The 11984-nt window shown below is 62.6% G+C and carries 10 protein-coding genes; 3 read left to right on the top strand and 7 right to left on the bottom strand.

Annotation, left to right across the window (positions count from 1 at the left end):
• Positions 1 to 9: 9 nt before the first annotated feature.
• The 3 genes from F2P45_RS13765 to F2P45_RS13755 all read right to left on the bottom strand — a co-directional run bounded on the left by F2P45_RS13765 (position 10) and on the right by F2P45_RS13755 (position 1613).
• Complete coding sequence (locus F2P45_RS13765; RefSeq protein ID WP_166875744.1) at positions 10 to 522, bottom strand: phage tail protein; 513 nt, start codon at positions 520 to 522, stop codon at positions 10 to 12.
• A 52-nt stretch (positions 523 to 574) separates the two neighbouring features.
• Positions 575 to 859 carry a DUF6916 family protein gene (locus F2P45_RS13760; RefSeq protein ID WP_166875741.1) on the bottom strand — a complete coding sequence of 95 codons (285 nt, stop codon included), beginning with the start codon at positions 857 to 859 and terminating at the stop codon, positions 575 to 577.
• A 163-nt stretch (positions 860 to 1022) separates the two neighbouring features.
• The gene (locus F2P45_RS13755) at positions 1023 to 1613 is read right to left on the bottom strand and encodes a glutathione peroxidase (RefSeq protein WP_166875738.1); all 591 of its coding nucleotides are present in this window, start codon (positions 1611 to 1613) and stop codon (positions 1023 to 1025) included.
• Between the two features lie 176 nt (positions 1614 to 1789).
• On the opposite strand from F2P45_RS13755, the gene F2P45_RS13750 reads away from it, so the two are divergent.
• A complete protein-coding gene (locus F2P45_RS13750; RefSeq protein ID WP_166875734.1) occupies positions 1790 to 3172 on the top strand; it encodes an HD-GYP domain-containing protein in 1383 nt (460 codons plus the stop codon).
• Between the two features lie 10 nt (positions 3173 to 3182).
• Here F2P45_RS13750 and F2P45_RS13745 read toward each other — a convergent pair whose 3' ends face one another.
• The 4 genes from F2P45_RS13745 to F2P45_RS13730 all read right to left on the bottom strand — a co-directional run bounded on the left by F2P45_RS13745 (position 3183) and on the right by F2P45_RS13730 (position 6894).
• Positions 3183 to 4019 (bottom strand): PPK2 family polyphosphate kinase, encoded by an 837-nt coding sequence (locus tag F2P45_RS13745; protein WP_166875731.1) that lies wholly within the window; start codon positions 4017 to 4019, stop codon positions 3183 to 3185.
• Positions 4016 to 4441: a CoA-binding protein gene (locus F2P45_RS13740; RefSeq protein ID WP_166875727.1), complete on the bottom strand. Its 426-nt coding sequence runs from the start codon at positions 4439 to 4441 to the stop codon at positions 4016 to 4018. The genes F2P45_RS13745 and F2P45_RS13740 overlap by 4 nt, the downstream gene beginning before the upstream one ends.
• A 61-nt stretch (positions 4442 to 4502) precedes the next feature.
• A complete protein-coding gene (locus F2P45_RS13735) occupies positions 4503 to 5933 on the bottom strand; it encodes a serine hydrolase (RefSeq protein WP_166875724.1) in 1431 nt (476 codons plus the stop codon).
• A 139-nt stretch (positions 5934 to 6072) separates the two neighbouring features.
• Positions 6073 to 6894, bottom strand: coding sequence for a DUF2726 domain-containing protein (locus F2P45_RS13730; RefSeq protein WP_166875721.1), 822 nt, complete (start codon positions 6892 to 6894; stop codon positions 6073 to 6075).
• 247 nt (positions 6895 to 7141) lie between these two features.
• Here F2P45_RS13730 and F2P45_RS13725 point away from each other — a divergent pair, with 247 nt between their 5' ends.
• Together F2P45_RS13725 and F2P45_RS13720 are read left to right on the top strand one after the other, a co-directional pair.
• The gene (locus tag F2P45_RS13725) at positions 7142 to 9061 is read left to right on the top strand and encodes a M6 family metalloprotease domain-containing protein (RefSeq protein WP_223164740.1); all 1920 of its coding nucleotides are present in this window, start codon (positions 7142 to 7144) and stop codon (positions 9059 to 9061) included.
• A 300-nt stretch (positions 9062 to 9361) separates the two neighbouring features.
• Positions 9362 to 11605, top strand: coding sequence for a M9 family metallopeptidase (locus F2P45_RS13720; RefSeq protein WP_166875718.1), 2244 nt, complete (start codon positions 9362 to 9364; stop codon positions 11603 to 11605).
• The last annotated feature ends 379 nt before the right edge of the window (positions 11606 to 11984 follow it).

Raw genomic sequence — 11984 nt, 5'->3', positions numbered from 1 at the left:
CCTTGTTATTCAGTTCGGGCTGGGGAAAATGCCCTGCAGGGCAATCGCGAAATTGAGCGCCAGGAAAGGCTGCATGTTGGAATGCGCCTGCGAACCGCCGCGCGGCGTCACGGTATTCTCGTTCAGTGCCGCCAGGTTGGCCGGGGCGGCGAACAGGTCGCGCCCGAGGCGGCCCTTCTTGCCCGCCAGGGCATTCGCCGGCGAGCCGCTGGTGGCCAGGGCGGTGGTGGCATTGAGCGCGTGGGCGTGGACGGGCAGCTGGGATGGCTCGAGCGTGACCGCTTCCTGGCCGCCGCTTGAGCCCAGCGGGCCGCTCACGGCGCCCGTGTGCACCGGCACCCGGCCGCGCAGGTCGGGCAAGGCGAAGTTGGTCTGGCCGTTGCCGCCATACTGGGTCCCGAGCAGGGCGAACAGGGCCTGGTTCTGGTTGATCGGAAGCAACTGTCCGTTGCACACGGCCCAGCCCTTGGGCGGGAAGTTGAACGACATCATCCGGATTTCTGCCAAGAACGGTTCACTCATGCACGGCTCCTTGCCAGTCGCTTGCCGCGGCGCCCTTGGGCGCGCGCAATAGTTAGTTGAAAATTGCCTGGTACTGCATGCCATCCTGGTCGCAGCCGACCGGGACGATAAACAGGGGGAACGTTGCGCTGCCGGGGATGTCCAACATGTAGGTCATCTGCTCCAGCGCGGGCTGGGCCGGGCCGCGAAACAGCAGCGCAAAGCTGTTGCCCCCGGCTGGCTGGTGCGCGGGCCGGTCGACCTCGGTCAGGGCAAGGGTGACGCCGTCATGGCCGGCCACGGCAAAAAAGCCGTGCAGGCGTTCTGCGAAGAATGCGTAATCGAGAGTGGGGAGCATCGGAAAGACCGGCAATAGAGCGAGTGTTCTATTTTAGTATCTTTAATGTCTTTTGGGAAACTGAATCCCCGTGATGCGTTGTGGGTAAGACACACATTCCAGGGCAGGCACGGGACCTGCCCTACGGGACGCCCTGTGCGGGAGGGCTGCGGGGCAATCGTCCTCAGCCGCCGAGGGCTTGCTCGATCTTGCCGACCAGCTGCTTGTCTTCGGGGGTAACCTTGCTTGGATAGTGTTCGATGACCTTGCCGTTGCGGTCGATCAGGTATTTGGTGAAGTTCCATTTCGGCTCCTTGCCGGTGGCCTTGATCAGGCTCGCGTGCAGGGGGTTCGGATTGGCGCCGCTGACCACGGTCTTGGCGAACATGGGGAACTTGACGCCATAGGTGTTGTAGCAGAGATCGGCAATCTCCTTGGCGCTGCCCGGTTCCTGCTTGCCGAAGTCGTTCGACGGAAAGCCCAGCACGACCAGGCCCTTGCTGCCGTATTTGGCGTACAGCTTTTCCAGCCCTTCGTACTGGGTGGTATAGCCGCAGTAGCTGGCGGTGTTGACCACCAGCACAACCTTGCCGGCGTACTGGCACAGGTCCTGCGGCACGTCATCCTGCAGGCGCTTGAAGCTGTGCTTGAGCAAGGCCGGGCAGCTGGCCGGGACCGCTGCCGGGGCGGCGGCGGGGGCCTGGGCGCGCGCCGGAGTGCTCGTCAATACAACAGCGGACAGGCCCGCGAGAAGAAGTGCCGAAATCTTGAACATTGTTGTTTCCATGCGGTGGGGAATGGGAACTTCATTCTATGTCAATTCGCCTTTGCCAGCGGCGCGGCGATGGACAGAACGGCTACCTTGCCAAAAAAAGCAGCAAATATTTGATACTCAGAACGATTCTTTTGGGAAATAGTTGGTATCATGTGGACATCTTTACGGAGCCACCCATGCAGCGTACCAGCCTGAACACTACTGTCAACCAGCACTACCTGAACAAATTGATGAAGCTGACCGAGGTGATGGATGTCGCCGCCAGCGAAGACATCGTCGACATCCGGGGCATGAAGCTGGTGGCCAAGGGCGCCAGGTTGACGCGCGCCCAGCAGGATACCCTGGGCGGACACAAGCTCAGGAAGACGCTGGAATCGTCGCTGAGCGCCGAGGGCGGCACCGACAACGGCCTGATTCTCGAGACGGCCAGCCGCATTCTCGATACCAGCGTGCCGATCAACCGCATCCTGGGCCGCAACGCGGGGCGCGGGATTTCGCCGCAGACCTTGCTGGCGAACATGCATCTGGGCCATGCCATGCGCATGATGCTCACCCTGACCGACCGCGACGACCCGCGCGCGCTGGAACACAGCGTGGCCGTCAGCCTGCTGTCGATCGGCATGGCGAAAAAAATGCAGCTGTCGAACGACGACCAGATGGCGGCCGGCCTGGCCGGCCTGCTGCACGATATCGGCGAGCTGTACATCGACCCGGCGTACCTGATGCCGGGCAAACGCCTGCTGCCGCACGAGTGGGCGCACCTGGTGATCCATCCGCGCATCGGCCAGATGCTCATTACCGAACTCGAAACCTATCCGGCGGCGGTGGGGCGGGCGGTGTCGGAACACCACGAACGGCTCGACGGCACCGGCTATCCGCGCCAGTCGGCCGGCGGGATGATCAGCGGACCGGGGCTGGCGGTGTCGGTGGCGGAAATGCTGGCCGGGGTGCTGCACAAGGATTATCCGCTCGAGCGCGCCGAACTGGCCCTGAAAATCATTCCGGGCGAGCATCCGCACCACTTTTTGTCGGCCATTTCGAATGCCTTGCGCACGCAGCCGGCCAACCGTCCGATCGCTCCCTCGCGCCCGGAAGAGAGCGATGACGCCGCGATTGCGCGGCTGTGGCACCGGATTGCCGATGCGCTGGAGGCCGGCCAGAACATGCTGCGCGACGATGCCCTGCGCTCGCCGCGCGTGTGGGCGCTGATTCAACGGGCGCTGGCGCGCATCAGGAATATCGAGCGCGCCTTCATCAGCACCGGGCTCGATGCCTATCTGAAGAACAACCATGGCTTGCACGACCACGACGACGGCGCCCTGCAATTCGAAAAAGCCGTGGCCACGCGCGAAATCACCTGGCGCCTGCGCGACATTGCGCGCGACCTGGCCTTGAACACGGCCGACGTGGCGACCGACCGGGCGATGCTGGCCGAACTGATCGGCTTGCTCGACGGGGCGCAGGCGGAACCGCTGGTGATACGCGACACGTCGTCGTCGGCGGCGGCGCCGGTCCAGACAGCGCTCGCGGCGCCGCTGCCGGCCGCGCGGGCGGCCTGAAGCGCCTGCCCTACTCCACCGTCAGCGTTGACAGGCGCGGATCGGTCTTGGGGAAGCGCAATTCCAGGTCTTCCATGACTTCAAGCAGCAGGCTGGCGATGAGCAGGTTGCGGTGGACCTTGGAATCGGCCGGAATCACGTACCACGGCGCGTGCTCGGCGTCGGTGGCGTCGATGGCGCGTTCGTAGGCGTCCTGGTAGTCGTCCCAGCGCTTGCGCTGGACCAGGTCGTTGTCGTCGAACTTCCATTGCTTTTCCGGGTCATCCCGGCGCGCCGGCAGGCGCGCGCGCTGCTCCTCCTTCGAGATATGCAGGAACACCTTGACGATCACCGTGCCGGTGTCGGCCAGCATGCGTTCGAAGTCGGCGATATGCGCGTAGCGGCGCTGGCATTCCTTGTCGTCGATCAGCTTTTGCACGCGCGCGACCAGCACGTCTTCGTAGTGGCTGCGATTGAAAATGGCGATCTCGCCCGCGCCCGGCACGTGCGGATGGATGCGCCACAAGAAATCGTGCGCCGCTTCTTCCAGGGTGGGCGCCTTGAACTGGGCGGCGCGCAGTCCCATCGGGTTGATGCGGCTGAACAGCGCGCGCACCGTGCCATCCTTGCCCGAAGTATCCATGCCCTGCAGTATCAGCAGCACTTTTTGCTTGCGCTGCGAGAACAGCATCTGCTGGTGCAGCGCAATCTTCGCGGTCAGCGCATCGGTCAGCTTGCGCTCGTGCGCCTTGATCTGTTCTTTCGACTTGGGATGCTTGCCGCCATGCTCGCGCAACGGCGTGGCCCCGGCGTCTTCATCGCGCAGCTTGAGGCCGGGCCCGGCCCGGAAACGGGTGCGCGCCTTCACGCTGGCGCGCCGCTGTGCGCGTGCTCGATTTTCAGGCAGCGGTCCATCACCACGTCGAGGCCGGCGGCGGCGGCCAGGTCGGCCGCTTGCTGGTTGACCACGCCGAGCTGCATCCACAGGCAGCGCGCTTTGACGTCGATGGCGTCGCGCGCGAGCGGGAGCATGGCGTCGGGCGTACGGAAGCAGTCGACGATGTCGATGCGCGCGCCGTCCGGCAAGGCGGCGGCGGCCTCGGCCAGGCTGGCGTAGACCGGCACGCCCAGGATGTCCTGGCCGGCATACGCCGGGTTGACGCCGAGGATGCGGTAGCCCTGCTGTTGCAGGTAGGCGGCCACGGCGTGGCTGGCACGCTCGGGCCGGTTCGACAAGCCGACCACGGCGATCGTCTTGCTGTCTTTCAGGATGGTGGGGATGGTTCTCATTGGGCTCGCCAGGTTATGTGTCTGGCGAGCGTAGCAGATTTACCAACCCGCGCCGCGTACGTTAGGGCGTCCCGTAGGGCGTCCCGTAGGGCGTCCCGACGCGCTGGTTGATCATGTCCGACCCCTGGCTGTGGACCGTCACGTGGTTGACCTCGCCCTTGGCGTTGCGCGCGAACACGAAGGTGGTCAGCGAAGCGGGCATGACGAAACTGTCGTTGGCGAACGAGGTCAGGGTGACCGGGTCGCGGTTGGTACGCTGCATGACCAGCTTGTCGCCGTCGCGCTTGAAGCTGCGGGTGGCGTTGGCGTCGATGCGGTAAGTGCCGGCATAGGCGTCGAGCACGGCATTGTCGACCTTGACGGACTTGAAGTCGGGGAAGGGATTGCCGATGGCAATCGCCGCCGCCTGGCTGGCCACCATGTCGGGCTGGACCTTGGGTGCGTCGCTGTTGCTCAGCACCGCGACGTACACTTTTTGCTGCGGCAGGCGCAAAGCGGAGGTGGAAAAGCCGTTGATGCCGCCGTCGTGCGCCACCATCGGTGCGCCGCGCAGCTTGCCGACCTGCCAGCCGTAGCCATAGTTGGTGAGCTTGCCGTCGGCCAGCACGGCGCTGGTGTGCGCCTTTTGCCAGGTGCCCGGCGTGAGCAGTTTGCCGGCGGAAATGGCCGCATCCCAGCGCGCCAGGTCGTCCACGGTCGAGACCAGCGCGCCGGCCGCGTACGGCTGCGTCATGCTCATCGGCTTGGCCGTGGCGACGCCGCCGAACCAGCCCTTGGTATGGCCAACGGCGCGCGGGCCGGGGTTGCGTTCGTGGCCTTCGTAGGCCGTGTGGCGCATCTCGAGCGGGGTGAAGATGCGTTCTTCCATGAACTTGGCGTACGTCTGGCCGGACAGTTTTTCGATCACCGCGCCGAGCAGGAAGTAGCCGGAATTGTTGTAGGCCCAGCGCGTGCCCGGCTCGAACTCGAGCGCATCGTTCTTGAAGAAGTCGATCATCTGCGCCACGCTCTTGTCCTGCCCTTCGGTGAGGAAAAAACTGGGCTTGCTGGTGAAGCTGACGATGCCCGAGGTGTGGGTCAGCAAGTGCTCGATGGTGATGCGCTTGCCGCGCGTGGGGTAATCCGGCAGGAATTTGGTGATGTCGTCATCGAGCGCCAGCTTGCCCTCATCGACCAGCATCAGGATGCCAACGGCGGTGAACTGCTTGGTGATGGAGCCGAGCCGCATGGCCATGTCGGGGCTCATGGCAATGCCCTTGGACACGTTGGCCAAGCCGTAGGCCTTGCGCAGCACGGTCTTGCCATCCTGCGTGACGATAACGGTCGCGCCTGGCGCATCGGCCTTGTAGTACGGGGCGATGACGGCGTCGATGCGCTCGGCGAGGGTTTGTTCGCTGGCGGAGGCGGCGACCTGGGCGCCTTCCTGGGCCAAGGCGGCCGGCGCGTGCAGCGCAACAAGGGAGGCGAAGCAGAGGGCGGACAGTTTGAACATGCGATTCCTGTAGTCTGGTTGATTGGCAACGTCAGGCCAGACTATAGTGGCAGCGCGCCTGGCCGGGGCTGGCGTTGCGACGAACTGCGGATTGACGATAACAAACGGTCAATCCGCGCGCCGGACCGCGCCGCGCAGGTCAGCGGTCGGTAAAGACGTCGTTCCAGCTGGCCCGTTCCGGCGCCGTCTGGGTTTGCAGATAGCCGACGTTGGCGACCTGGATGCGGGCGATTTCGTTCAGCGCTTCTTCCGAAAAGCCGGCCCGCTTGACGCCACGGTCCTGCATCGACAGCGAATGCAGGTACTGGTGCAGGTGGCGCGGTTCGGTGCAGAACAGGCAGATGCGTTCCCACACGTGCGGATAGGACGTTTTCAAGGCCCCCTGCGGCGCCATGCCGGCCAGCGCTTCGAGCGTCAAGGTGCTGGCCGTGCGCGGGACGATGATGCTGTCGACCACGGGAATCGTATCGATGTGCTCGGGCTGGCCCGGTTGCGACGACGGCTCGCCGGCGTCGCCCTCTTCCCTGGCCATGTTCTCGGCCGAATAATCGGCCAGCGCGCGCAGGGTCTGTTCGGTCGACGGCAGGTTGTCCTTGGGCCAACTGAAGCGGCGGATGCCGGCGCTGGCCATCAGGGCCGCGATCGGAATGGTGTCCGGATTGGCGCCCGGCGCCGGCGGCACGGTCAGTTCGATCACGAACAGCAGGTGCAGACGGGCATCGAAGACGGCGTAATCGACCTTGCGTCCGGACAGATGGTCCTGGTGGCTGCGCTTGATCTTCGGATCCGGATTGCTCGGGATCATGAGTTTGCTCAGCGCGATGTCGGGAAAAATGTAGCACTTGGGCAGCGCGCGGCGCAGGCGGCCGTAGAACGCTTTTTGCTCGGTGCCGAAAAAGCGCCGCTTCGTAAACGAAGGGACAGGCTCGGGTGCTGGTTTTTTTAGCAGGCGGTTTAACATGGCGACAACGGCCCTGATCGTGGTTCAAGTCGATAGTGTGTATTTAATAATGATAATGCACAAGAAGAAAGCCGGTCAAAGCGAAAATATATGCTATCCGCACGGAAATACCGAGCAGCCGGGAACCATGGAGCGGGAATTGTATAGACGACTTTTATGCTGATTTCGACGAAGATGCGCCGAAATGTGCCAAGACGAGCACTTTTCACACATACATACTTATACTTTTTACAACTTTGGAGAAGTGATGAGTTTGATGCGTGCAAGTCTTACGGCAGCGGCCGGTGTGGTGCTGTCGCTGGCGGCGTTAACATCCCATGCGGCCATTCCGTACAAGGGTCATCGCTATGAATTCCGTCAGCCGGGCGGCGACATGTTGAAAATTCGCCTCGACGGTAACGATTATTACGCCGAACAGCGTACCGAAGACGGCTCGCTGGTCGTCTATGATCCTGCCAAACGCGGTTTTTGCTACGCGCACGTGAACGCCACGGGCGACGAGCTGGTCTCGAGCGGCGTGCTGGCCACCAATGCCAGACTGCGCACCTTCAGCACCGCGCAGGACAAGCGCGAGCCGGGCCTCTCCACGGCCGCCAAGGCGCGCCTGGCCAAACAGCGCTATCAGAAGATGCACGGACGCACCCTGGAACTGGCGCAGAAAACCACGTCGGCGATGATGGCCCCGAGCGCCGCGGCCAGCGCCGCAGTGACCGGCCAGATGCGCGGCCTGACCGTGATCATCGATTTCTCCGACGCACCGGGCACGATCACCAAGCCGCAGGTCGAATCGTTCCTGAACGACGCCAACTATACCGGCTTCGGCAATGCGCAATCGGTGCGCGGCTACTTCCTGGCCGCCTCGGGCAACAAACTCGACTACAGCAACACGGTCACCCGCTACTACCGCGCCAAGCGGCCCAAGTCCTACTACACCGACAACAGCCTGGATGTCGGCCCGCGCGCGCAGGAATTGATCGTCGAAGCGCTGAACTGGGTCAAGAGCAGCGAAGGCGTCGACTTTTCCACGCTCAGCCGCGACAGCACCGGCCACATCCTGGGCCTGAACTTCTTCTATGCGGGCGAAGCGGACAGCCCGTGGTCGAAAGGCCTGTGGCCGCACATGGGCTGGCTGGGCGAAAAGTTCTGCAGCAACGGCGCCTGCACCGGCAGCTACCAGATCAGCGACATGGGCAAGCAACTGGCGATCGGCACCTTCGTGCATGAATCGGGTCACCTGATCATGGGCTGGCCCGACCTGTACGACTACGACGGCAGCTCGCAAGGCTCGGTAGCCAACTTCTGCGTGATGGGCTTCGGCGGCGTGGGCTTCGAAAGCCAGTACCGTCCGACCCAGCCGGTCGGTTTCCTGCGCTACCTGGCGGGATGGGACACGGCCATCGAACTCAATCCGGCGATCAACCGCAGCGCGCCGAGCGGACGCCTGTCGATGGCGGCCAGCGGCCACTCGCTGTACCGCTGGAGCAATCCCGCCAACGCGGCCGAAGCGTTTTACGTGGAAGCCATCCACAAGAGCGGGCAGAACCTGCACCAGCCCGACCAGGGCCTGGCCGTGTTCCACATCGACCCGAGCGGCACCAACGATACCGAATGGAAGCCGTACATCCAGATGGAACACGCGGACGGCAAGCGCGATCCGGAAAACAATGTGAACCAGGGCGATGGCGGCGACCTGTACGACGGCGTGGCCACGCGCGCGTTCAACGCCGGCGTACCGAATGCGCTGACAAGCAAGGGCACCAATTCGCGGTGGTGGAACGGCTTTGCGTCGGGCTTTGCGCTTTCCAACATCAGCGCGCCGGGCAAGACCGTGACGTTCGACCTCGGCACGGCCACCTCGACCCCGGCCGGCGACATCTACAACGGCACGCTGGCCGAGAAGGGCGAAGCGATCCATCCATCGCCCTGGTTCGAGTACAAGGGCGGCACCCTGGGCGCCGTACTGAGCGGCCCGGCCGGCACCGACTTCGACCTGCGCCTGGAACAGTGGCAGAACAAGGGCACGACCAATCTGTGGGTCAACGTGGCTGAATCGACCGGCGACGCATCGCAGGAAGCGCTCACTTTCACCGCCCCGGCCGGTTACTACCGGGTCGTGATCTCCTCGTATAGCGGTGCCGGCAAGTACAAGCTGACCGTCACCAAGTAACACTTCAGCGTGTCAGACCATTGCTAAAGCCACACTTCCGGTCACCGGAAGTGTGGCTTTTTCGTCATCGCCTTCCACCATACTGTGCCGTATTTATCAGGCGCGGCGGACAAATTGAACAAATTGCATCTTTGCCGCCCTTGTTGGGTATTTCCCCATATGCATTAGAGATAGTATCAGCACGCCTGAAGGCTTGCTGCAGGGCGGACTTGACCCTTTTCCGTCCCATGAGCAAAGCGCCGGACCACATCCTGGCCGGCGCGCCCAAGATCGATCACAACAATGACAAGGAGCGAGACAATGTTTGTACAACACAAGACCATCGTACTGGCCGGGCTGATCAGCGCCTGTTTCAGCAGCATCGGCCATGCAAAGCAAGCCGATCAAGGCCATACGCACGAACGCCTGAAACAGGCACCGATGCCGCACGCGCGCCAGAGCCTGCCGCCAACGGTGGAGCAACAGCGCTTCAACGTGGCGCCCACCACCAAGCCGCGCCTGGACCTGATGCCCAAAAAGCCCGAGCTTGGCCGCATGAGCCTGATGGCAGCCACGCCCGAGTGCAAGAACATGGATGCGCTGACCAGCTACAACGGCGCCGCGCTGGCCGACTACCTGGCCGCCATGCCCGATGTCGAATGCACCTATCCGCTGTTTTCGCTGAACGCCGCGCAAGCCGCCAAGGCCTACTCGGCCGCCAACATGAATGCGGTCGCGACCCGCTTCGCGCGCGAAGCGAGCACTTACAACGCCAGCAACCGCGCGCTGGCCAACCTGGCGCTATACTTGCGCGCCGGTTACTACCTGGGCAGCGGCGGCACCATCGCCACGCCGCCGGCCGCGTATACGGCATCGCTGCGCGCACCGATCAAGAACCTGGTCGAGGGCACGGTACTGTACAAGAGCAATCCGGTGGCCGGCAGCACGGCGTCCGAAGTCATCAAGCTGATCACCAACACCCATGATGAAGCGTATTTCCTGCCATCGATGAAACAGCTGGTGGTGCGCTACACCAACTCGCCGAGCAACCCGAGTGCAGTCGATGGGCTCAAGCAAAACGATGCCGCCGGCGGCATGACCTCGGCATTGACGGTACTGTTCTACGCCCATTCGCGGCCGGACGCGCTGCCGCTGCTGCAAAGCGACACCAGCTATCCGGTGGCATTGAACAACTTCGTTGTGAAAAACAAGTCCGCGCTGCTGGGCACCGCGACGGGCTACATGCTCAACGACGCCGCCAATGAAACGTTCCGCTTCATGCAGCACGCGGCGCAAAAAGCCACGGTCAAGCCGATGGTGCAAGCGACCCTGGCCAGCAGCAGCATGACCGGCGCCGACAGCGCGCTCTGGCTGGCTGCAGCCTCGGCCGTCAAATACTATGACAACGCCAACTGCGGCCAGTACGGCACCTGCGGCTACGAGCAGAAACTGGCGGACACGGTGCTCAAGGTCAGCTATACCTGCAGCCCGACCCTGCGCATCCGGGCACAAGAGATGACGACTGCCCAACTGCAGTCATCCTGCGCCATCCTGCAAAAGGAAGAAGGCTACTTCCACGACATGCTGCAAACCAAGCGGGTGCCGGTCGCCAACGACAAGAACACCTCGCTGGAACTGGTGGTGTTCGACGATTACGCCAATTACGGCAAGTACGCGTCGGTTATCTACGATATCGATACCAATAACGGCGGTATGTACCTCGAAGGCAACCCGGAGTCGTCGACCAACCAGGCGCGCTTCATTGCGCACGAAGCGTCGTGGCTGCGGCCGAACTTCTCGGTCTGGAACCTGGAGCATGAATACGTACACTACCTGGACGGGCGCTTCAATATGTACGGAGACTTCGGTGACGCCATATCCAAGCCGACCGTGTGGTGGATCGAGGGTATCGGTGAGTATCTGTCCCTGCGCAACAATAACCAGGCATCGATCGACAAGGCGCGCACCGGGACCTACAAGCTGAGCGAGATCTTCGGCAATACCTATTCGATGGGCGACTACACCGACCGCGCCTATCGCTGGGGCTATATGGCGACCCGCTTCATGGTGGAAAAGCACCGCAGCGATGTGGACGCGGTGCTGGGCAAGTTCCGGGTGGGCGATTACGACGGCTACCAGAACTACATGGCGTATATCGGCACGCGTTACGACGCCGAGTTCGCGGGCTGGGTGAAGACGGCCACCACCGCCGGCGAACCGCCGCTGCCGCAGGTGAACCTGCCGGCGTGCAACCAGGGCAGTTACCTGGGCAAGGGCTGCTCGATTACCGGCTTTACGTCGTCGAGCGAAAGCTATGCGCACATCCTGCTGCCGGCAGGCGCCAAGAACCTGCGCTTGTTTACCAGCGGCGGCAGCGGCAATGCGGATATGTACGTGGCACGCGGACGCTATCCGTCGACCACCTGGTACGATTTTGCATCGGCCACCGGCGGTAACGGCGAGAGCGTCAACATCGCCGCGCCGGCCAGCGGCCAGTGGTACTACATCATGCTCAAGGCCGCGCCGAGTTTTAACGGCGTGACCATCAGCGCGACGTACGACTAAATAGCAAGCAGGTTTTGCAAGACGAACGCCGTCCTCGTGACGGCGTTTGTTTTTCTTGATTCCATGCTGGCCGCAGGAGTACGCTCCATGCGATACCAAAACAGATGACAAGACGAAGGAAAAAAGACCTATGTCTTTTCAATATCGATAAAAATCGACGTCATTCTGGCGTATCATTAGCATTGATAATTAGACAATATTGATGGAGTTTTCCTTGGCGAAAAATTTATGTAACGACCTTGATGCGGTGTAACTATTCAGCCGCTATGCAACTGATGGGATAGGCGCGCCGACAAATGCGCGCTGTAGCACTGCGAGCATGTTGTGGCCCTGTTTTCGCAGGGTATCGAGGCAAGAACGGATGACGCAGAAATGTTCG

It is taken from the genome of Massilia mucilaginosa, from assembly GCF_011682145.1.
In the GTDB taxonomy this organism is placed as follows: Bacteria; Pseudomonadota; Gammaproteobacteria; order Burkholderiales; family Burkholderiaceae_D; genus Telluria_A; species Telluria_A mucilaginosa.
The sequence above is the reverse complement of the archived record's forward strand: the minus strand, read 5'-3'. Positions and strand labels throughout refer to the sequence as shown.

Bases quoted from the DNA above. Each gene is read 5' to 3' on its own strand.
- F2P45_RS13765 (WP_166875744.1), bottom strand. From the start codon at position 522: ATGAGTGAACCGTTCTTGGCAGAAATCCGGATGATGTCGTTCAACTTC.
- F2P45_RS13760 (WP_166875741.1), bottom strand. From the start codon at position 859: ATGCTCCCCACTCTCGATTACGCATTCTTCGCAGAACGCCTGCACGGC.
- F2P45_RS13755 (WP_166875738.1), bottom strand. From the start codon at position 1,613: ATGTTCAAGATTTCGGCACTTCTTCTCGCGGGCCTGTCCGCTGTTGTA.
- F2P45_RS13750 (WP_166875734.1), top strand. From the start codon at position 1,790: ATGCAGCGTACCAGCCTGAACACTACTGTCAACCAGCACTACCTGAAC.
- F2P45_RS13740 (WP_166875727.1), bottom strand. From the start codon at position 4,441: ATGAGAACCATCCCCACCATCCTGAAAGACAGCAAGACGATCGCCGTG.
- F2P45_RS13735 (WP_166875724.1), bottom strand. From the start codon at position 5,933: ATGTTCAAACTGTCCGCCCTCTGCTTCGCCTCCCTTGTTGCGCTGCAC.
- F2P45_RS13730 (WP_166875721.1), bottom strand. From the start codon at position 6,894: ATGTTAAACCGCCTGCTAAAAAAACCAGCACCCGAGCCTGTCCCTTCG.
- F2P45_RS13725 (WP_223164740.1), top strand. From the start codon at position 7,142: ATGAGTTTGATGCGTGCAAGTCTTACGGCAGCGGCCGGTGTGGTGCTG.
- F2P45_RS13720 (WP_166875718.1), top strand. From the start codon at position 9,362: ATGTTTGTACAACACAAGACCATCGTACTGGCCGGGCTGATCAGCGCC.